The organism is Methanomicrobium sp., from assembly GCF_055145805.1.
In genome coordinates, this window is sequence record NZ_JBSREC010000063.1 from 24,634 (window position 1) to 46,063 (window position 21,430).

Sequence of the window (21,430 nt, forward strand, 5' to 3'; positions counted from 1 at the left end):
TATTGCATGAAATTATAAAAAAATTAAGCATTTTTTGTTTTTTTTCCTGTTTTAGTAGTTAAATCAGTTTAAATGTTTTAATTCCTTAAAACTCATTTTTCAGGAGAGAAAAAGGATAAAAGTATTTTTTTTAAAAAGAGATAATTTCCGTTTATCTTCCCTGTGTTCCGGGAACAGCAAATTTCTTCTCGATTGCACCTGCGCCGAATGTTGTTATTGTTACAAGTGCAAGATAGACAAGACCTATCATCAAAAATACATCCGGCTCAAAATACTTTGAGAATACCAGTTTTCCGGCACCGGTAAGCTCTATTAATGTAATCATATATGCAAGCGATGAGTACTTTATCAGATAGATAAATTCGTTTGAAAGTCCGGGAATTGCCCTTCTCAGTGCCTGTGGCAGAACAACATACCTTATCGCCTGTACTTTTGTCATCCCAAGTGCACTTGCCGCAATTAACTGTCCTTCTTTTACTGAAAGAATGGCTCCTCTTATGTATTCGGAGTTATAGGCGCTGTTGCAGCATATGAAACCGGTAACAGATGCCACAAGTGCAGTCATTGTTATCCCTACAGACGGGAGTCCGAAGTAGAGGATAAAAAGCAGAAGGATAAGCGGGCATCCCTTGATAAAGCCCACGAATAATCTGCACAGGAGGTTTACGCCGAATCCGCCGTAAACTCTTCCCACTGCAAGAAGTATCCCGAATGCAAGTCCGAAAGGTGCTGAAAGGACTATTAACTGGAGTGTTATTAAAAGCCCGCCCCAGAGTGCCGGCAAAAGAATATTAAATAAAAAATCCGCATCCATTCTTTATTAATCTCCTGAAAGCCCGCCGAACTGTCCGATAAAAGCTCCTGTTCTCTCGCATTTGGGATGATTTATTATCTCATCCGGTGTTCCCGATTCAAGAATCGTTCCGTTCTCCATAAAGATAATCTCAGTCGCAACAGACTTTGCAAATCCCATCTCGTGAGTTACGACAAGCATTGTCATCCCTTCAAGTGCGAGTTTCTTCATAACCTCCAGAACCTCTCTTGTAAGTTCGGGGTCAAGTGCCGATGTGGGTTCGTCGAATAAAATTACGTCCGGCTCCATTGCAAGTGCACGTGCAATTGATACACGCTGTGCCTGTCCGCCGGAAAGTTCAGAAGGATAATGGTCAGCCCATTCCTCCATTCCGACCTGCCTTAATTCAAAAAGAGCTTTTTCCCTTGCCCCTTCTGGGCTCATGCCCTTGACTTTTAAAAGCGCTATCTCAACGTTTTTAACAGCGGTTAAATGATCAAACAGGTAGAAGTTCTGAAAAACCATCCCTATCTTTTGTCTGAAATGGTTGATCCTGCTTCCTGAATTTGTAACCTCTTCACCGCGAAGCCAGACTCTGCCTTTTTCCGGCACCGTCAGCTGGTTGATGCATCGGAGAAGTGTGCTCTTGCCTGTCCCTGATGATCCGATGAAGACGATTGTGTCTCCTTTTTTTACGTTAAAAGAAACGCCTTTTAAAACTTCAGCATCTCCGTAAGTCTTGTGAATATCTTCGACTCTTAATACATATTCGTCGTCTGCCATCTTTTACAATCCTCCGCTGTTTGAACTTCCGGAAAATCCCGGTATTGCAAACTTCTTTTCAAGAAGAGATATGACTCTCATTCCCGCGAAGTTTAAGAGAATAAATACCAGTGCACATACCAGGTAAATTGGCATTGTAATGTATGTCTGTGCAACTATCTGGGATGTTCTTGTAAGAAGTTCTGCAACACCTATTGCGTAGCATATCGCTGAATCGGTCAGTATATTTGGGTATTCATTTGACCATCCGGGAAGTGCCACACGTGTTGCCTGTGGGATAATTATTGTTCTTATTGCTGTCAGTCTGCTCATTCCAAGCGAGCGTGCGGCAGTCATCTGCCCTTCGCTTATCGACTGGATAGCTCCCCTGAATATCTGCGACTGGTATGCGGCACCGCGAAGTCCAAGCACTGTTGCGCCCACAAAAAATGCCGGAACATCCAGATTAAGGAGCGGGAACAGTGTGAAGAAGAACATGAAGAGAAGCAGAAGGACAGGAAGCCCTCTGAAAAACCACACGTATAAGCCAATCCCCGCTTTTATCGTTCTGTTGCCGTAAACCTGTCCCACAGCCATGGGAAGACCCAGAAGTGCACCTATTACCAGTGCAGATGCAACAAGTCCGAGTGTCACAACCACTCCTGAGAGCAGATATGGAAGCCAGTCTATTAATATTGAAAATACATCCATCTTAAAATCCCTGGCAGGCGAAAACCTGCATATATCAGACTCCTGTCTGGATTTTCAGGAAGAGTCCTATATTATTTTTATGTATCTGAAAGACCGGTAAATTTCTTTCATACCAAGATTAAGGATGTCCGCCTGCACCACATTGAAAAAGCAGATTAAGATCTGATTTTTATGAATGGATACAGATGTCACGCGACACTGCCTTTACAATAATTTAGGTGTTGAAGGGTTTTGATATTTGCCCTTACTAAAAAAAATTTAAGTTTTTTGTTTGTTCAGCGTGGTGATGCACCGACAAGCTTGTACTCTTCTAAGAGTTCCTGCCACTTTTCATCATCAATCAGGTTGTCAAGACCTGCGTTCATCTTTGTCAGAAGTTCTGTGTCTTCCTTTCTGATTGCAATGCCATAGACCTCTCCTGTCTCAATTTGATCGCGGATCTCCATTGGTTTTCCACTGATTGCATCCTTTAGTGAAGGAACATCGTAGATTGCAACGTCAATTCTCTTGTTCTGAAGGTCGTTAATTACACTTGGGAAGTTGTCATAGTACTTCAGATTGTCAGAAGCCATAAGTTCTGTGTCAATGAGATTCTCCTCTGCCCAGATAGCACCTGTTGTGCCTCTCTGTGCACCGACAACAGCCTTTCCTGCCATAAAGTCCTCTGCAGTAAGGGTCGAATCATTGTTGAATGCAAGACCCTGATCTACTTTTAAGTATGGTATTGAGAAGTTTACCTTTAAGAGACGATCTTCTGTGATTGTCATGCCGGAATAAATCATGTCAATTTTGCCTGCATTGAGTGCAGGAATGAGTCCGTCCCATGCCATAGGTATGAATTCAACTTCAAAACCCTGATCTTTTGCAATCCATTTTGCAGATTCAATATCAAATCCGATGGCCTCTCCTTCAGTGTCAATGAATGTATATGGCTTGTATTCGCCGTCTATTCCGATAATGTATGTCTGCATCTCTTCAGATACCTGCTCTGTTGCCAGAGCTCCGGGGGTGCTGTCTACCGGCTCGCTGCCTGTGCAGCCTGCAAATGATATTGCCATTACAGCCAGAAGAATAATAAGTACACCAGAAACCTTATTGTTCATCAGGAATTGTTTTGGTATGTGTTAATTTATCTTTTATGACTTGAGTCTGTCATATCTGAACCTTTTTTACGGTTCTTTATTGAGTTAATTTACTTTATTTTACATTTTCATGTCTGTTTTAAAAGAATTGTGTCTTTTTAAAGAGTGGATCAGTATTACTGTAAAAATGTGTGACTTTGGGGCCGTTTTTTTTTGTTTTTAAAAGATCTCTGATTTTTGGGGAAAAAAATTAGTTTCAGTTTGTATCTGAGGTTTTTGCAATAGTCTGATACGTACAGCGCTTTTATATTTATTACATCTCACTCTTTGGTGTTACATGCAGCAGGTCTGTTTTTTAAAAATAAACGATCAAGTTAATGTATGCGTTCTAGCAATAAAATTAAATATATAATTTGCTTCCTGCAGGTATTTTGATATGGAGAATTTACATTTGCCATGGCAGACTGTCACCGGTTTTGGGGGGCACATTAAGGCCACTTCTACAACTCTTATAATTCAGAAGAAGGGTGCTGTAAAGGAGTATCCTTTATCAGAGGTATCTCATCTTCTTGTGTCGGGTGGGCATAATCTCCATACATCTGTTATTTCGCATCTTTTGCGGAAGGGTTCTTCAATATCGTTTTTTGATGCGGACGGAACACCGCTTGCAATACTAAGGCCTTTTGGCTCCCGTCCTGATGAGGAGATGAGGACTTTGCAGAAGAAGTCACCCAGTCATGCAAGGGCTCTGGAACTTGTCAAATCCTCTATAAAGTCCCGGATTATGATGATTGAAAGATCCGGTGAAGAGGTAGGGAAGTCTCTTTTTTATGAAGGAGAGGGTGAACTTTTCTGCAATATGCTTGAAGAAGCAGAATTTCTCATAAAGATGGGTGAACTCAGGCGTATCCAGAAGCTTTCAGGTGATATGTACTATGAAATTATGTCCAGAAGCATAAACCCTGCTCATGGTTTTAGGAGACGGACCAAAAGACCTCATAGTGATCCTATAAATTCAATGCTCTCTTTGGGATATTCAATGCTCTTTGGAAACTGCTGTGTTCCTGTAATCGGTGCAAATATGGATGTGGATATTGGAATTTTAAGGGAAGGGGAGAGATCACTTGTTCAGGACTTAATTGATCCGATAAAGCCTAAGATGATTGATTCTGTCGTTTTTTCGGTTGCAAGAGAGTATCTTACCAGTGATCATTATGATCTGGGGACAAAACGCTGCCATCTCCATGATTCTCTTCTGGATATTTTAACAGAAGCGTTCCACAAATCGATTGTCCAGAAAGAAGTTGAGAGAAATGTTTTATCCTACAGGGATTCTGTTTTAAACGGACAAAATTTCATGATGAGTTATTAGATATTTTTTTTATATCCAGATTTTCAGAAAATTTTTCCTGTTAAAAAAGTTATTATAAATATTTTATGTAATTCTTACTATTGCAAAATCATCAAATTCCCTGACTTTTAGCTCCCCTGTTCTTATCTCCCTGACGTATGCTCTTGGGCATTCATATATTGATGAGAGCATTTTCTCGATTATTGCAGATTCTCCGGTAGCCAGAAGATATACTCTTCCGTCATCAAGGTTTTTCACCTCACCTGTTATGGACAGTCCTGACGCTATTTTTTTTACGCATGCACGAAATCCCACTCCCTGAACCTGACCCGATATAAGGGCCTCTATTGTTCTGATACGGGTAGGATCGCTTTCTTCTTCAGTGTGTGCATGTTCGTATTCTTCGGAGAACATATTCCTTATGGGAGTATATCAGCACCTGATATTAAATATATCATATGATGTGCACCTGTATAAAAAAGAGTTAAATTGCCTGAAAAAACACCATTTAAAAGATTTTGGATTCCCTTTTAGCTGTTGATTTTTGTTTATTCATATGCAACAAGTTTTACGCCAATCTCTTTTTCGAGTAGTTTTATCTTTCCGAGTTTTGATTCGTCAATATGTGCAGCCGGTACAGGCTTTTCATATGCAACAAGAATAACTCCCATGTCATCCTCACATTCCTTCAATCCGTTCAGTTCTTTTTCTTTTAGTTCTGCATAGATTGTCATTTTAATACACCTCTGACTGATATTTCATATGTATGGTTATATTTAAAAGTTCTTCAAAAAAAGCACAATTATTGTTGGTTAAATACAAATTAAACTTCGATATTTAGAAATATTTAGATAATACAAATAATATTTGCCAGAGGATTCTGATGAGATCATAAAAACTTTAAACAGGACTTATAATCTAATAATCATAAGATAAATCATAAAACCCGGGTTTTAATATGACAGATATGGATGATATAAAAATACAGATAAAACGCTTAATAGATGGAGATTTGAATGAAAGAAGGGAGGCAGTTTCAATTCTTTCAGAGAAAGGCCCGGAGTCAGTTGACCCTCTTACTGATTTATTGTGCAGCGATGTTGACAATGATGTCAGGTGGTATGCATCATCCGCACTTGCAAAAATCGGAGAGCCTGCGGTGGAATCCCTGATTTTCACACTGAAGAATTTTCCTGATGACGGTGTCAAACGCTATGCGGCAGCAGCCCTTGCAGGAATAGGTGAACCTGCGGTTTCGGAGCTGATAGCAGTCTTTAACTATGACGACAGTATCACACGGGGTCTGGCTTCAAAGGCGCTGATTCGAATTGGTGAATCTGCGGTTGTTCCTCTTGGAAAGTTCATTAAAGAGTCCGAACCTGAGGAGATATCCCACAGATGTGCAGTTGTGACCTTACAAAAACTTGGCTCGGAAGAGCCCGAATCTGTTGAGAAGATTCTTTAAAGTCGGGGTATCCTGCCTTTAAAAAAAGAAAATAAAAAATATTTCTGTCTTTTTTTGGCTTTTCTAATTATAATTTTATGTGCTCAGAGTTTTCGTAATGCTTTAAGGATTCTTCCAGACCGAGTCCCTTTATGTATTTTACAAGTTCCTCGTGGTCGCGTGCATGATACATGTGTGCGGATACAGATGTGTGAGAATACCAGCCGACACCAAGACCAAGTCTGTCTGCAATCATCTTCTGGAGATTTACCAGTGCATACATGTTTGCGCCGAGGGCTGAGAGCATGTCGTTTGATCTGAATTCAACGTGCATGTTGAGTTTTTCATCACGTACAAAGCACTGGATTCTCTGAAGGCAGGGGGGATTTTCGGATGTGATGTCTTTGAACGGGAACCATGTGATTGCCTCTGCACGCCTTGAATTCGGTTCTTTTTTCAGTTTTTCAACAATGTAGTCTATCTGGTTTATTCCAAGTTTATCTCCGTCGCCTAAAATTTCACCGTCTCCTTTTGTTACAGGGTAATCAAACAGCCTGTCATGATAGGTATAGACAAAGTCGTTGTCTGTTCCGTTTAGGAGATCATAGACATACTTCTCCATTGCACCTTTTCCGAACATATTATGCGGACTTATCATATAGTCTGCAAAAGGCTCTTTTACATGGATATTGAGAGGTTCCGGGAGTTCTATTGTCTTTTCGTTATCCTCTGTCACAATATATATTCCATATTTGAGGATTGTTTTTATGACCTCTTCGTGTGCTTTTCCGATTGAGAAGGCGCGAACATTAAACATCTGAAAAATTCCCCTGATATTATCTAAGATAATTATGTCAGTTGTATATTATTTGGTATTTGTCATTCTTTTTATCTTCAATTAAAGACTAATTATGAATCATGCAGGCCTCACCGGAGATGGAAGCGTACTTCAAATCGATTGAGGACGGGCTTTTGGATGCCATAGAAATCGCAAAAGCGGCGCGCCTGGAAGGCTTTGATCCCCGCACCGTCGTTGAAATACCCATTGCAAGTGATCTGGCAGACAGGGTTGAAGCCTTAATGGGGTATAAGGGCGTAGCTGTTCGTCTGCGTGAGCTTGGTGAGCAGATGTCGCGTGAAGAGGTCTCAATTAAGATTGGAGACGATTTCATCGCGAAAAAATTCGGTGAGGAGAATAAAGAGGAAATATTGGATCACGCCATCAGGGCCTCGATGGCGCTTTTAACGGAAGGTGTTGTTGCCGCACCCACAGAAGGAATCGGGAAGATTGGAATCGGCAAAAACGATGACGGGACTGAGTACCTCAAGATCTACTATGCCGGCCCTATCAGAAGTGCGGGGGGTACTGCCCAGGCGCTTTCTGTTCTTGTAGGAGATTCCGTAAGAAAAAAGCTCGGGATGAACCGCTATATTCCCCGCGAAGAGGAGGTTGAGCGGTATGTCGAGGAGATTAAGAGATACAACTCGATAATGAGTCTTCAGTATCTCCCTTCTGATGATGATATAAGGCATATTATCCGAAACTGTCCGGTGTGCGTCGACGGCGAACCTACAGAGAGGGTTGAGGTATCGGGTTACAGAAACCTTGAGAGGGTGGAGACGAACACTGTCCGTGGCGGAATGGCGCTTGTTGTCGCGGAAGGTCTGGGTTTAAAGGCGCCCAAAATTCAGAAGGTCGTCAGAAAAGTAAAGATGGACGGCTGGGAATGGCTGGATGTTTTAGTGTCCGGTGCAACAAAATCCGGGGATGATGACGGGGATGACGAGGGCGGCCCGAAGATTAAGCCCAAAGATAAGTATATCCGCGATCTGATCGGTGGAAGGCCTGTTTTCTCATACCCTATGAGAACGGGGGGATTCAGGCTTCGGTACGGCCGGTCCAGAAACACAGGTTTTGCCGCGGCAGGATTTAATCCCGCAGCTCTTCACCTTCTTGGAAATTTCCTTGCGGTAGGTACCCAGATGAAGGTTGAACGTCCCGGAAAGGCAGCCGGTGTTGTTCCTGTTGATTCAATAGAAGGGCCTACAATAAGACTTTTAAACGGTGATCTGGTCAGAATTGATACTGTTGAAGAGGCGCTGCCCTTAATGAAAAGCATCTCGGCGATAATTGATGTCGGAGAGATGCTTGTAAGTTTCGGGGAATTTCTGGAGAATAACCATCCGCTTATCCCTGCCTCATACTGTCATGAGTGGTGGACTCTGGAATCAGACGATAAAGATCGCCCTGTGGATGAAAAATCCGCAATAGAGCTTGCAAATGAGGGATATTTCCTGCATCCCGATTACATGTATCTCTGGGATGACTTAACCTGTGAAAAGGTACGGGCACTCTCTTTATTTGTTGAAGAGAACGGGGAGCTTTTAGATGGAATTCTTAAACTTCCCAATGATGAAGAGCAAAAAGGTGTCCTGGAAGAGCTTTTAATGCTGCACAAAGTCCGGGAAAATAAGATTCTGATTGAAAATCCTTTTGTGTTTTTATCCTGTCTCGGTTTATCAGAGGATCTTTTAAAACTCCCTTCCTGGGATGATGTTACAGAGGAAAATCCGATGGAGATGGTTATGCATCTCTCCGGATTTAAGATGAGGTCTAAGGCAGGAACACGCATCGGCGGTCGTATGGGGCGTCCGGGCAAGTCAAAGGAGAGAAAGATGAATCCGCCGCCACATGGCCTGTTTCCGGTCGGAGATGAGGGTGGCTCAAGACGCTCATTTCAACAGGCCTCAAAGAGCCACGACAACCGTCAGGGCGGTCTGATAACAGCTGAGATGGGCTTAAGGCGCTGTGTAGTCTGCAAAAAGGAGACTTTCAGAAACAGATGTGAGTGCGGCGGACATACGGATGCCGTTTTCCGGTGTCAGAGATGCGGACGCGAGACAAAGGATGCGGTATGTCCTGCCTGCAAAAATGATGTCATCTGTATGCAGGAGATAAAACTGGATGTAAAATCGGAATATGAACATGCTCTTTTTAATCTCGGGATGAGAGATCCGGAAGTTAAACTCTGCAAGGGTGTTAAGGGGCTGATGTCTAAGGAGAGATGTGTTGAGCCTCTCGAAAAAGGAGTTTTACGGGCAGCAAAAGAGCTCTATGTTTTTAAGGACGGAACTGTCAGGTACGATATGATCGACCTTCCGCTTACGCATTTCAGGCCGCGTGAGATAGCGGTTTCCTGGCAGGAACTTGTAAAACTCGGTTATCTGCGTGATGTATACGGAAAGCCGCTTCTTAGCGACGATCAGATTCTCGAGCTCAAATGTCAGGATATTTTAGTCTCGTATGACTGTGGGGAGTGGCTCTTAAAGGTTGCAAATTTCATCGACGAGATGCTGGTTAAACTCTATAAACTGGAGCCTTACTACAATGCGAAGAAAAAGGAGGATCTTGTCGGACAGCTTTTAATCGGTCTTGCACCGCATACGAGTGCGGGAGTTCTTGTAAGACTTCTCGGGTATTCAAAAGCCCATGTCGGATATGCCCATCCTTATTTCCATGCCGCAAAGAGACGCAACTGCTTTGCGGGCGAGACTAAAATTACGGTGAATGACGGTGCGGAATGGAAGAGTCTTCCGATAAAGGATTTTGTTGTTGAAAACTTTGATCTTACAAGACCTGAACTTGACCGGGTCGGCACGTATTATTCTGATCCTCAAAATACATTCTGGGTTCATTCGATAGATACCTGTGGAGCGGTAAGGCTGAGAAGAGTGACGTCTGTTTCTGTTCACCGTGCACCGAAAACTCTCATTATGTTTGAGACAGGGAGGAAAAAGACTGTAACAGTTACTCCTGATCATGCAATGCTTGTCTGTGATATGACCTATCAGAGAAAGATAAAGGCGCTTGAACTCAAAGAAGGCGATTATGTGCCGACTTTTGAGAACGGTGTGATGATAACAGACGTAATCACAAAGAGAACAATTCTTGAGTCCGCTGAGGATTACGTTTACTGCTTAACAGTTGATACCGATCACAATCTTTCTGCAAACGGGATTTTTACAGGCCAGTGCGACGGTGATGAGGACTGTGTCATGCTTCTCTTAGATGGTCTGATCAACTTTTCAAAGGCGTTTTTGCCTGAGACGAGGGGCGGTTCAATGGATGCACCTCTGGTTCTTACAAAAAGAATTGATCCGGGAGAGGTTGACGGTGAGTGCCACAATGTGGATGCATGTGAAAAATATCCTCTGAAGATGTATCTTGCGGCACTTGAATACACCCATCCGAAGGATATCGAAAAGGAGATTGATCACGTCGATTTGAGGCTTGGAACACCTGCCCAGTATGAAGGGATTATGTTCACGCATGATACTTCTGATATCTCGGCAGGCCCTCTTATTTCGTCATACAATACTCTGACAACGATGATTGAAAAACTGGAGGCTGAACTTGAACTGGGCCGTATTATACGTGCGGTTGATGAGAGCGATGTTGCCGAGAGAGTATTGAAGACTCATTTCATCCGCGATATTATGGGCAATCTCAACTCATATTCAAAGCAGACGATGAGGTGCACAAAGTGCGGCTCGAAGTACAGAAGAATGCCTATCGCCGGTAAATGCACAAAATGCGGAAACAAACTCATTGCAACAGTTCATGAAGGTTCGGTTAAAAAATACCTGGAGATGTCTAACCGGATGTGTGAGAATTATGACGTCTCCGAGTACACAAAGCAGAGGATTGAGGTCTTAAATATGGCCGTTTACTCAACATTCGGCGAACCTCCCGAGAAGCAGTTAGGTCTTGCCGATTTCATGTAAATTAATTTTTATATTCGTGTATTTCGCGGAAAAGCCAGTCTTTTAAGAGAAGAGGCGTAATTATTGTGCAGATTAAGCTTGCCATTATTATTGATATGAATGCGTCCTGACTGATAATTCCCATTGAAAGCCCTACAAGTGCGATTATCATTGCCATCTCTCCTCTCGGAATCATGCCCGCTCCTATGGTGAGTGAGTCATGTCTGTCCATTCCAAGCAGTTTTGCCGGAATACTGCATCCTATGAATTTTGAAACTGCGGCAACTATTGTGAGAATTATTATTACCGGAATTATGGCCTCAGTAACTTTGTGGATGTCCACGAGGATTCCGAGTGAGATGAAAAAGATTGCCGCAAAGGGAACGTAAAGATACTCTGATCCTTTTTTTATGCTGAGGCTGTGCTTTAGTGATACTTTGTTTATCGAGACTCCGGCAATAAAAGCTCCTATCATCGGCGATATCCCGAAGAATTCTGCAATGAGTGCATATACAAATGCGATGCAGAGTCCGAAAAGGAATACGAACTCAGGAAATTTTAATGCGATTTCCGAGCTGTCAAGTTTTACAATTATTTTATCGACCAGATAAAGTCCGGCGAGAGCTGCAAGGATTATGAACAGAACAGGACTGATTATGGCTATTATTATATCCGGAGCTCCTGTTGCGCCGGATACGACATCGATTGTAACTGAGAGGACAATTAATGCGAGGATGTCGTCTATAACAGCCGTTCCGATAATTGCATTTGCAACCTGAGTATGAAGTTTTCCCATCTCTTTTAGAACGTTTGCGGTTATTGCAATGCTTGTCGCTGTAAGGGCGGCGGCTATGAAAAATGAACCTTCAACTGAGTAACCGAGAAGTTCTGCTGCAAAAAATCCGAGTATCCAGGGAAGAATTACTCCGCATGTTCCGATTATAAAGTAATTGAATTTCAGTATGGATTTGAAGTGGAAGTCAAATCCAATCACAAAAAGCATGATGATTGCGCCCATCTGTGCAAGAGCACTTACAAAGTCTGTGTATGTGATAAGCCCGAGAATACTCGGGCCGACTATCAGCCCTAATAATATTTCTCCGACAACTGCCGACTGGTGTATGTATGCCGCAACAAGGTAACCTCCTACTGCGATTAAGAGCAGGAGTGCGAGCTGAAATTCTATGCTGATAAAAGGCAGTTCAATCATATGATTATTCTGTTTATTGTGGTGGTTTTATAAAAAAATCTGCCGGCATACCTTTTTTCTTTTTATTCCGGGTTTAAGGATAGAAAATTACGGGATAGAGATAAATAAACCGGGATAGGATTTTTATTTATGTATAATCCGGATAAATATGATGATGTTGAGAAGAGATGTCTTCCATACTGGCAGGCATTTTTCGGGACAGTTCTTGATTTTATTAATCCTTCTGATAAAAAAATACTTGAGCTTGCATCCGGAACCGGTTTTTTAACAGAGATGATTGCGGAGAAATGCCCTGGTTCTGAGATAACATGTGTTGATTGTAACGGGGGGATGCTTGAGGCCGCCAAAAGAAAACCCGGACTTTCTAAGTTTAAGTTTATCGAAGGTGATATGAGGGATTTAACCTGTGGAAAATTTGATGTGGTTGTTATCACACAGGCCGTATTTGCCATAAGTGATGAGGACAGGAAGTCTTTAACCGGAAATATCCCTGAAATGCTTGAAGAGGGCGGGAGGTTTATTGTCGGGGATATGTTCGCTCCCGAAAGCGGGCTGAAAAAGGATATCTACAAAAAATTATGGGCTGAAAAGATGCTTAAAAACGGATTTTCGCATAAGGAAACTTTGGATATGCTAAATCCTCTTGATGATTACTGCCGGAAGAATACAGTTTCATCATTTGTATCAGAGTTAATAGAGGCCGGGTTTGGCGAGGTTATTGTCCCTTACAGCTGTGGCTATTACGCGGTTGTTGTTGCTTACAGGTAAAATCCGTTCAGTCTGAAACTGAGTAATCCTTACCTCTCTCCATTTCGTAGTCCTCATAAAAATCAAGACCTTTCGGATATGGAGAGAAAAAAGTCTGGTTTAAGAGATCTTCATCCTTAAATTCCACAGCCCATGTTTTTAGTATATTTTTTACTGCTGTTACCGGAATTCTCTTGTCTCTATAATCGTCTATATTTTCCAGGAAGAATTGTTTCTCCTCTTTTCTGAGTCTTTCAGGCATCCGGCTAAGAGCATGCATCATTACGTTAATATTTGAATTGTAACGGGTAGGATTTTTTGTTGCTAAAAGGAGATTTTCTTTGTATTCTTTGATAATATCCTCAAATATTAATTTTTCTTTGTTTGCAGTGATATTTCCAAGGATATTATAATATTTCTGACTGTATGCTGATATCAGCATCTTGTTTTTGTGATGAAAATCTGCAAGCGATGAGATTTCTCCTTCGGTTTCGATTTTTCTTAAGTCTGCAAGCATAAATATTCTTGTAAAGAAGTGATCCCTGATTCTCTGGTTTTTTATTCTCCCCTCATCCTCAATAGGATAGTTTTTAAATTTTTCAACAATAGCGCCACCGAAAAATCCTGGTCTTTTTCCGACTGAGTTTGCCTTATCGGCTCCTGCATATACCTTTATGTTTGCAATTCCCGAGGTTGGTGATTTGTTCTTTAATACAAAACCATCAACTGCAAAGAGGCAGTTTAAAAATAGCTCAGAAAAATTCATCATATCTTCAGTTACATCAATGCCTGTTGCGGGCTGAATCAGCCTGTCAGTGTTGGTTTCTCTTACGATTCTTAATGTGTCCCTTGGTACTCCAAGACCGATTTCCACTTCCGGACATACAGGGATGAAGTTTACATAATTTTTCATCACTGACACTTCCCGGCTGTGGACAACTGATCCGTTGTATCTGACGGGATCAAATTCTATACACCTGCTGACGACAATTTCAGGTTTTTCAAATACTCTTGTGAAATTCAAAAATTTTCCCCCCCGTATTTTTGGCTGTTAATTTTTTGTATATTATCCGTTCTCAGGATAAAGGATTTGGTATGAAAAAAATAGAAAAAAGGATTATCCGGTTGTGCTCTGGTGTGCATCCCCTGATAAAAAATGTGCTCAATCGATCATCATTTATATTTTCCGGCTATTGCTTCTGTAATTGCTGCTGTTCAGGTTTTTGTTCACGTTGTTGAATTTCCTGAATCAGCTGCCGTAGTTTGTTTATCTGCTGCATCTGCTGGTTTAAAGTGAAGAATGATCTTCAATTTTCATGACTGTTTAAATATATGTTCAGGGTTTAATTATGACCTGAGTGCCTGAAAGTTCTGTCAGGCCCGGTATTGTTATGCCGATGTTTTCACGTGATATTCAATGAATCTTTGTGAATCCTTTAAATTTAAGAAGGGACAATATAGTTCCTGCAGTTTTAACAGCTGCATATTTTTGAGCGAGGGTAGCCAAGTGGTCAACGGCGGTGGACTCAAGATCCACTCGCGCAGGCGTTCGCGGGTTCGACTCCCTCCCCTCGCATTTTGGTTTTTTTTAGAGTAATTATAAGTTTTTCAATCCGGATGTGACCCTTCATCTTGTTGTGCTTTAGGATCATGGATTGGCACACCTGTTATCGATAATTAGTCAGCTTATATCGCAGTGTGGCTATGATACATACAAAATGATTTTGCTGTCGTTGTTATTGGGGCTGCGGGTGATGTACAGCGGGCGGTTGACTTCCGTACTGGGGACGGGGAGGAATGAATGAATTCTCTTTTTTTAAAATTTATATGCAGGACAGTATTCTTTATCTGGACAAGGTACATCTTTAATGACGCACCTTCCAACTTCCTTTTCTTTATACTCTTTGTATGTTACTTCACGAAGACCGACTAAGTTAGCAATAGATCCATTTGGATTTTGGTGTTTTATTAAACAGATGTAACCTGTTTTTGATTCATCTGATAAGTAATTGGTAATTGCATATAGGCTAAAGTTATCTAAAAATTCATCAATATTTTTTACTATTTCAATAATATAGGATGAAATGTCTTCGATCAAAATTTTATCATTAGAATGAATCATATTTTGATATAATACTCCTAATTTTTCAGAATCTGGGTAACAGATAAATCCTGAGAGATAATGTGTTGATTCAGTTCTCATTGTATGAATTTCCGTATACCATTCGCAATTCTTAATCAAATTTAGATAATCTTCGAATTTTGGATATTTCTCTAAATATTTATCAAAACCAGTAAATTGTGAATTAAATCCAAATGGGAGGCCTCTATGTAATTTACTTCCAATAAATGAAACATTATCACATAGTGAATAGATTGCATTTAACAATGATTCAAATTTTATAAGCAGGATTGTGGCTTCAAGTGAACTTCCCCATCCATTTTTTTTACATTCCTTTTCCTCTTCTATTACCTTTTCAATCTGCTGTAAAATTTCAGTTTTAAAAAAATATATGGCGTCTATTTTATGCCTTAGACTATTTCCTAGTTCGAATTTGCTATTAATTTGATGCTTAGTTACACTATCAAAGAATTTTAAAACTGTAAAAAAATTTGAATCATTATTATACAGTTTTGTCAACTTTTCTCTCTTTTCAGCTGTTTTAGCTTCAATATTCATATTTTGTTGTTTCATTGAATAGAATTAATTATCAAAGATAATTTATATTTTGCCAGCCGGGATTGCCTTCTCGCTCGCAAGTCTCACTTCGCAACTCCTGTCTTGTTTTCTCTGGGCTGGTTTGTATTAAACTGGCAGGGGCCTTTCCGTTTCATCTCAGCTCTGTGGACTGTATGTGGTGGTTCCCCCGCTCTGTAGCAGATACTTTTATTTATAGTAATGCTATTTATTGATTAATTTCAATAGGGGAGGTTGAGATGGTTGATGATCCATTAATGAAACAATTAAAAGGGCAAAGATATCTTGGTGTAAAAGTTCCTCGTACGGGATTAAATCCTCTAGAAATCTTGGTAAAGGATTGGAATAGTTATGACTATATTTCAACAGAATTGAAATCAATTTTTAGGAAAAAAAATGAGTGTAATTTACCTCCTCTTAAAACATTTTACATACCCCATATGAGTGGGGAAATCGATAGTAATGTTAAGGTGGGGTTTGGAATATCATTTTTTAAACAATTATTAAACCTCATGGGACTTCCAAATACAAACATTGAAAGTTCATTCAAGAAAATTGCTAAAATAAATTACTCTTTCAAGAATGTCTTTGGAAATGAAGTAGAATTGTATCCTTTAGATCAGTATTTAAATTGTTCCGATTCGATAATTCCTGCTCCGACTTTAAAAATTGATTTAGAAAAAGACAGGGTCTGTATTATAACTTCTGTATTATATAGTAACGCTATTTCAATAGATGCTTATGATGAGAAAGGTTTCTCAATAGATATCGAAAAACCGTTGATGAAGGGATTATCTAATGCTGATGTTGAATTTTCTTTGGAATCTAAAGAATCTGGGAAAATTTTTATTGAAAATAAAGAAAGAAATTTTGCTTTTTGTTTAAAAGCTGCTAGACTGTTCTATAAAGATGGAAAATATTCCAGGTATAAATTAGTTGATTCGGGTTCTGTGAAAGCGCGCGTTATGCTTTCTGCTGATCCTTCTTTTGGTGGTGGATTTATAGAGAATTCGCAGAAAGAAAATGATTTTATTGAAGAAAGTGATGAAAATTATTTTGAATCTTCTAGTGATGTTAAGGTTAATATTAGAGATTTAACCAATTCATATCCTCATAAACCGTTTGTTGAAAAACCAAAATATGTGGTGAATTGGTTAATACCTGAGGATAATATTACAATTCAATAATTGTTTTTTCATTCCATTTCAGGCGGATTCCTTTAGTTCTTTGTAGTATTTGAGAACATCAGGATGATTTAATGGCTCTTCATCATCTGCTTCCGTGATATATTTTGAAAGTCAGTAATCTTCAATAACAGATTCTATCTTTTTAAATGTTGTAATGTCAATTATTACACTGAAGGGTTTATTATCCTCTGACATTATATATTGGCGCTTAATTCCAAGTATGGACTTTTCTCCTTTTTTTTCAATTGGGCAGAATACAATTAATGATTCTAATATAGTGTTTTATATGACAAATTATTGCGTAAGATTACATAAGTAACATGAAAATAATTATTTTCATGAAAATTTTAAAAAATATGAATTATCCTGAATATATAGGAATGTCAGTCAAATTGCCTGAAAGAACAACGGCGGTGGACTCAAGATCCACTCACGCAGGTGTTCGCGGGTTCGACTCCCTCCCCTCGCATTTTTGAATGGTTAGAGTTATCTTCTGAATTATGTCTCTGTTAAACCTGATATCAAAAAATTAAATTGTAAACTTTATCTCATCTCCTGTGATACATCCAATATCAAACATTGGTGATTAAATGAAAGGGGAGCTATTTTCAATATCTGTTTTATTATGCTTTTTTGCATGTATTCTGGCAGCCGGCTGTACCGGGGACTTCCAGTATAACGGACAAACCAAAACACCTGATGATTTGGTGGCTTATGAATCCAAAAACGAGTGCATGATCCCTGATGCAACATTGGATGAAAAAATAGGCCAGATGATTATGGTAGGCTTCCGGGGATTTACCGCAGATAATGACTCACAGATTGCCGATGATATCAGAGATGGAAGAATCGGCGGAGTAATCTTATTCGATCGCGATGTGGCCCTAAACAGCAGTGAAAGAAATATCAAATCCCCTGAACAGGTTCTTTTACTAAACAGCCAGCTTCAGGGCTATGCAGGAGAAATTCCTCTCTTTGTTTCTGTTGACCAGGAAGGCGGTAAAATATGCCGTCTCAAGGAAAGTTATGGATTTTTGGCAGTTTCCTCCGCCGGGTATCTTGGCAGCATGGACAATGAGACTATAACGCGTGGTGCCGGAAGCATTCTTGCAAACACCGTAAAAGATGCTGGGTTCAATATGAATTTTGCTCCTGTTGTTGATTTGATGGTTAATCCAAATTCTCCGGCAATAGGAAAGCTTAACAGAAGCTTTTCAAAAGACCCGGATGTCGTAGCACGCAATGCAGGATGGATTATTGATGAACACCAAAAAGGAGGTATAATCACGGCGATAAAGCATTTCCCTGGTCATGGTAGTGCGATGGCAGATTCCCATGCGGGTTTTACCGATGTGACGGGTACATGGAGCGAGGAGGAGTTAATACCGTATCAAATCCTGACAGATGAGGGTATTGCGGATATGGTAATGACCGCACATATCTATAACCAAAACCTTGATCCCGATTATCCTGCAACCCTCTCGGAAAAAACCATAACTGGTATTCTCAGAAACAGGCTGGGTTATGAAGGTGTTGTAATTACCGATGCGATGGATATGGGTGCAATTGCCAATAATTACGGAATAAAGGAAGCCTTAAATCTTTCAATAAATGCCGGCTGCGATATAATTCTCTTTGCGAACAATATCGTCTATGATGAAAGGATTGCAGAGAATGCGACAGGACTGATAAAGGAGCTTATACAGGAAGGTGAGATCCCGGAGGAGAGGATAAACGAGTCTTATGATAGAATAATCCGGCTAAAGATGAAGTACATAATGTGCGAATAGTATGGTCTTTTCCATATGTCTCGTATACATTTTTCTAACTTAAGATTTGAAAAGGTGTGGTTTTGGGAGATCGTTTTGCAGAGGAGATTATTGTAGAATGATAACTATCATTCCCTTTTGAGTGCATTAGTCCCTGCAACAGGGTCTGCATATGACAAACCCCTTATTTCTGCTAAACGCCAACCTCTCTTAACATGGAAAACACTGAGATTGAGAGGATACTGGTCTTTGTTGAAACTTTCTTCAGACAGTCAGGATCACATGGTCTTGATCACACACTTCGTGTCACCCGCCTCTGCGTAGAAATAGGAAAAACAGAAGGTGCAGATATGCAGATCCTCATTCCTGCTGCTCTCTTTCACGATGTTGCCCGTCCGCTGGAAAAGGAAACCGGAATTCCGCACGAACAGGAAGGAGCACGGATTGCAGAGGAATATCTCAGATCAAATGGGTGCAATGAAGATCGCATCCGGGCAATCATTCATGCAATACGCTCACATCGTTACAGTACAGGCACTAAACCTGAAACTCCTGAGGCAAAGATTCTCTGTGACGCCGACAAACTCGATGCCATGGGGGCGATAGGGATTGCACGGACTTTTATGCAGGCAGGAGAACACGGGGATGGTATTGAAGGTGCTACTACTCATATCCATGAAAAACTGCTAAAACTAAGAGAACTGATGTACACAGGCACTGCAAATGAGATGGCCGAAGAAAGGCATGCCCTGCCGCAACGCTTTGTTGACGCACTGGAAGATGAGACCGTAAATAGCGGGGATGTTTATCTGTGGGATCCATTTACTTCCTGATTGTATAGTTGGTATGTGATCCTGAACCTTTTTTTCCTGGCAGGGCCCGGGCTTTTTCAGTATCCTAATTCTTCTAAGGACCTTATTTTGGATACACTCAGTCTTGTTGCGATGTCTCCGCTCTTCGCAGGCACGTATACATCAGTTGCAAGAACGACCGGCAATGAAGAGGTTTGCGAGATCCACTCACGCAGTTGTTCGCGGATTAGACTCCCTAACGCTCGCATTTTTCTAAAAATTAATTTGTTTATTTGAGACAATCCTTTTTTTTGCTGATGACGCTATATAAAAATATAATCCTAATTGCATCAGGGGGAACTCCCGGTCTTTTGGCTATTGTTCATCCTGTTATGCTTTATAATGAAAAATTCCTTTGGTGAAATGAATGGATATTGATCTTCGCACTTTTGCTCTGCTGGTTGTTATTGCAAGTGTCATGCAGGCATTTGCAATTGCTTTTCTCTATACGAGCAGTAAAAAATACCGTGGAATTGGATGGTGGGTCCTGGGAAGTGCCATGCCGGCAATTGGTATTTTCTTACTTCTTATGCGGGATATAATACCTGTTGCCTTCTTAACAATAATCCTTGCAAATGCCCTGATTGTATTGGGCTCTATTTTCATTTATACTGGAATCCTGCGTTTTTTAGATAAGAAGGAGAACACCGGACTTATTGTCTCTGTTTTTGTGCTATTTACTGCATTGTATCTTTATTTCACCTACGTAAGCGATGATATCACTGTTCGAACAGCAGTTGAGTCATTATTCCATGCTTTTTTCCTTATCCTGACCGGATCAGTGCTTTTAGGGAAGATGCCGCGTTCAATAACCGGCTCTGCACGCTTTATCGCAGGCGTCGAAATTTTTCTGGCGTGCTTCCTTTTGGTCCGTGCAGGTTATGTCCTAATGATTTTGCCTGTCAGCAGCTTTTTTAATACGACACTTATACAGACTGCAACATTCATGTTTTACTTTGCAGGCGGATTCTTATTGACTATTGGCCTCATAATCATGGTTAATCAGCGGCTGAATGCGGATGTTATTGAAGCAAAAGAGCACTTTGAACTTTTCTTTCATACAAGCCCTGACGGCATTCTTATTTTGCGTATTGACAATAGGGTTATAACTGATATTAATGAGGGTTTTACGCATTTAACCGGTTTTTCCCGTGATGATGCTATAGGATCATTATGCCTGAATCTCAACCTGTGGAAAAATCCCGATGATCTGCAGGATATTCGTGATGAAATTCTAAAGAAAGGGTATTGTGAAAATTTAGAATCCGTGCTGCACCGAAAAGACAACAGAGATATAACCATTATTCTGTCTGCCAGAATCATCACCCTGCAGGGCATACCTCATATTATCTGTGTTATGCGGGATATAACTGCCCGAAAGCAGATGGAGGAAGCGCTTTATCAGGCAAACAGGAAATTAAACCTGCTATCAAGCATCACCCGTCATGATATTCTCAATGCGGTTACAGTTCTTACAGGCTACCTTGATCTTTCCCTTGATGAATCGCCAAATCCGAAACTTAAGGATTACCTGTGTAAAATGGATGAGAGCACAAAGAAAATCAGGCACCATATTGAATTTACCCGTGAATACGAAATGATTGGTGTAAATGCAGCAACCTGGCATAATGTCTGTGATACCATACGGAAAGCCGGTTCGGAATTTAGAATGGGTGATGTGACCCTGAATATTGAATGTAAGAATATTGAGATTTTTGCAGATCCCCTCCTTGAGAGAGTATTCTATAATTTCTTTGATAATGCATTCAGGTATGCACCTCCGTTTAAGGCAATCTCTGTCTCCTGCAAAGAGAAGGAGGATGGATTATCTGTCGTATTTGCTGATGACGGCGCAGGTGTTCCTGAAGATTTCAAAAAGCGGCTTTTCACACGCGGTTTTGGAAACAACACGGGTCTTGGACTATTTCTCTCAAGGGAGATTCTTGCAATTACCGGCATTGGCATCACAGAAAACGGTGAAGCAGGAAAGGGAGCACGGTTTGAGATGACTGTTCCAAAAGGTTCATACAGAAAAGTGAATTCAGACGATTCAACCTGATA

General features: G+C 40.6%; 20 protein-coding genes and 1 tRNA gene. 9 read left to right on the forward strand and 12 right to left on the reverse strand.

Annotated features, from left to right (window positions below):
• Positions 1-151: 151 nt before the first annotated feature.
• The 4 genes from ACTB1O_RS05865 to ACTB1O_RS05880 form a co-directional block, all read right to left on the reverse strand.
• Positions 152-814 carry an amino acid ABC transporter permease gene (locus tag ACTB1O_RS05865; protein ID WP_462994207.1) on the reverse strand — a complete coding sequence of 221 codons (663 nt, stop codon included), beginning with the start codon at positions 812-814 and terminating at the stop codon, positions 152-154.
• A gap of 6 nt (positions 815-820) precedes the next feature.
• A complete protein-coding gene (locus tag ACTB1O_RS05870) occupies positions 821-1,576 on the reverse strand; it encodes an amino acid ABC transporter ATP-binding protein (protein WP_462994208.1) in 756 nt (251 codons plus the stop codon).
• 3 nt (positions 1,577-1,579) lie between these two features.
• A complete protein-coding gene (locus tag ACTB1O_RS05875) occupies positions 1,580-2,266 on the reverse strand; it encodes an amino acid ABC transporter permease (protein WP_462994209.1) in 687 nt (228 codons plus the stop codon).
• A 275-nt stretch (positions 2,267-2,541) separates the two neighbouring features.
• A complete protein-coding gene (locus ACTB1O_RS05880; protein WP_462994210.1) occupies positions 2,542-3,369 on the reverse strand; it encodes an ABC transporter substrate-binding protein in 828 nt (275 codons plus the stop codon).
• Positions 3,370-3,784: 415 nt separating this feature from the next.
• Here ACTB1O_RS05880 and cas1 point away from each other — a divergent pair, with 415 nt between their 5' ends.
• The gene (cas1, locus tag ACTB1O_RS05885; protein WP_462994211.1) at positions 3,785-4,720 is read left to right on the forward strand and encodes a CRISPR-associated endonuclease Cas1; all 936 of its coding nucleotides are present in this window, start codon (positions 3,785-3,787) and stop codon (positions 4,718-4,720) included.
• 63 nt (positions 4,721-4,783) lie between these two features.
• Here cas1 and ACTB1O_RS05890 read toward each other — a convergent pair whose 3' ends face one another.
• Positions 4,784-5,113 carry an acylphosphatase gene (locus ACTB1O_RS05890; protein WP_462994212.1) on the reverse strand — a complete coding sequence of 110 codons (330 nt, stop codon included), beginning with the start codon at positions 5,111-5,113 and terminating at the stop codon, positions 4,784-4,786.
• A 134-nt stretch (positions 5,114-5,247) separates the two neighbouring features.
• The gene (locus ACTB1O_RS05895; protein ID WP_462994213.1) at positions 5,248-5,433 is read right to left on the reverse strand and encodes a hypothetical protein; all 186 of its coding nucleotides are present in this window, start codon (positions 5,431-5,433) and stop codon (positions 5,248-5,250) included.
• A 224-nt stretch (positions 5,434-5,657) separates the two neighbouring features.
• Here ACTB1O_RS05895 and ACTB1O_RS05900 point away from each other — a divergent pair, with 224 nt between their 5' ends.
• Complete coding sequence (locus tag ACTB1O_RS05900; protein ID WP_462994214.1) at positions 5,658-6,164, forward strand: HEAT repeat domain-containing protein; 507 nt, start codon at positions 5,658-5,660, stop codon at positions 6,162-6,164.
• 67 nt (positions 6,165-6,231) lie between these two features.
• On the opposite strand, the gene ACTB1O_RS05905 is transcribed toward ACTB1O_RS05900, so the two are convergent.
• Positions 6,232-6,960 (reverse strand): thymidylate synthase, encoded by a 729-nt coding sequence (locus ACTB1O_RS05905; protein ID WP_462994215.1) that lies wholly within the window; start codon positions 6,958-6,960, stop codon positions 6,232-6,234.
• A 101-nt stretch (positions 6,961-7,061) separates the two neighbouring features.
• Here ACTB1O_RS05905 and ACTB1O_RS05910 point away from each other — a divergent pair, with 101 nt between their 5' ends.
• Complete coding sequence (locus ACTB1O_RS05910; protein WP_462994216.1) at positions 7,062-10,928, forward strand: DNA-directed DNA polymerase II large subunit; 3,867 nt, start codon at positions 7,062-7,064, stop codon at positions 10,926-10,928.
• A gap of 1 nt (position 10,929) precedes the next feature.
• Here the strand turns inward: ACTB1O_RS05910 and ACTB1O_RS05915 are convergent, their stop codons facing one another.
• Complete coding sequence (locus ACTB1O_RS05915; RefSeq protein ID WP_462994217.1) at positions 10,930-12,117, reverse strand: cation:proton antiporter; 1,188 nt, start codon at positions 12,115-12,117, stop codon at positions 10,930-10,932.
• A 129-nt stretch (positions 12,118-12,246) separates the two neighbouring features.
• Between ACTB1O_RS05915 and ACTB1O_RS05920 the strand changes: the two genes are divergently transcribed.
• Positions 12,247-12,885, forward strand: coding sequence for a class I SAM-dependent methyltransferase (locus tag ACTB1O_RS05920; protein ID WP_462994218.1), 639 nt, complete (start codon positions 12,247-12,249; stop codon positions 12,883-12,885).
• Between the two features lie 7 nt (positions 12,886-12,892).
• Here the strand turns inward: ACTB1O_RS05920 and ACTB1O_RS05925 are convergent, their stop codons facing one another.
• Complete coding sequence (locus tag ACTB1O_RS05925; protein WP_462994219.1) at positions 12,893-13,888, reverse strand: YbgA family protein; 996 nt, start codon at positions 13,886-13,888, stop codon at positions 12,893-12,895.
• 469 nt (positions 13,889-14,357) lie between these two features.
• Here ACTB1O_RS05925 and ACTB1O_RS05930 point away from each other — a divergent pair.
• Positions 14,358-14,440 (forward strand) — tRNA-Leu (locus tag ACTB1O_RS05930).
• A gap of 240 nt (positions 14,441-14,680) precedes the next feature.
• On the opposite strand, the gene ACTB1O_RS05935 is transcribed toward ACTB1O_RS05930, so the two are convergent.
• On the reverse strand, positions 14,681-15,559 hold the full coding sequence (locus tag ACTB1O_RS05935; RefSeq protein ID WP_462994220.1) for a hypothetical protein: 879 nt from the start codon (positions 15,557-15,559) through the stop codon (positions 14,681-14,683).
• A 242-nt stretch (positions 15,560-15,801) separates the two neighbouring features.
• Between ACTB1O_RS05935 and ACTB1O_RS05940 the strand changes: the two genes are divergently transcribed.
• Positions 15,802-16,749 (forward strand): gasdermin, encoded by a 948-nt coding sequence (locus ACTB1O_RS05940; protein WP_462994221.1) that lies wholly within the window; start codon positions 15,802-15,804, stop codon positions 16,747-16,749.
• Positions 16,750-16,860: 111 nt separating this feature from the next.
• Here the strand turns inward: ACTB1O_RS05940 and ACTB1O_RS05945 are convergent, their stop codons facing one another.
• Positions 16,861-17,025: a hypothetical protein gene (locus ACTB1O_RS05945; RefSeq protein ID WP_462994246.1), complete on the reverse strand. Its 165-nt coding sequence runs from the start codon at positions 17,023-17,025 to the stop codon at positions 16,861-16,863.
• A gap of 314 nt (positions 17,026-17,339) precedes the next feature.
• Between ACTB1O_RS05945 and ACTB1O_RS05950 the strand changes: the two genes are divergently transcribed.
• Together ACTB1O_RS05950 and ACTB1O_RS05955 are read left to right on the forward strand one after the other, a co-directional pair.
• Positions 17,340-18,539 (forward strand): glycoside hydrolase family 3 protein, encoded by a 1,200-nt coding sequence (locus ACTB1O_RS05950; RefSeq protein ID WP_462994222.1) that lies wholly within the window; start codon positions 17,340-17,342, stop codon positions 18,537-18,539.
• A 194-nt stretch (positions 18,540-18,733) separates the two neighbouring features.
• Positions 18,734-19,351: an HD domain-containing protein gene (locus ACTB1O_RS05955; protein ID WP_462994223.1), complete on the forward strand. Its 618-nt coding sequence runs from the start codon at positions 18,734-18,736 to the stop codon at positions 19,349-19,351.
• Positions 19,352-19,407: 56 nt separating this feature from the next.
• Here the strand turns inward: ACTB1O_RS05955 and ACTB1O_RS05960 are convergent, their stop codons facing one another.
• Entirely contained in the window at positions 19,408-19,578 is a 171-nt protein-coding gene (locus tag ACTB1O_RS05960; RefSeq protein ID WP_462994224.1) for a hypothetical protein, read from the reverse strand.
• A 158-nt stretch (positions 19,579-19,736) separates the two neighbouring features.
• On the opposite strand from ACTB1O_RS05960, the gene ACTB1O_RS05965 reads away from it, so the two are divergent.
• A complete protein-coding gene (locus ACTB1O_RS05965; protein WP_462994225.1) occupies positions 19,737-21,428 on the forward strand; it encodes a PAS domain-containing sensor histidine kinase in 1,692 nt (563 codons plus the stop codon).
• The last annotated feature ends 2 nt before the right edge of the window (positions 21,429-21,430 follow it).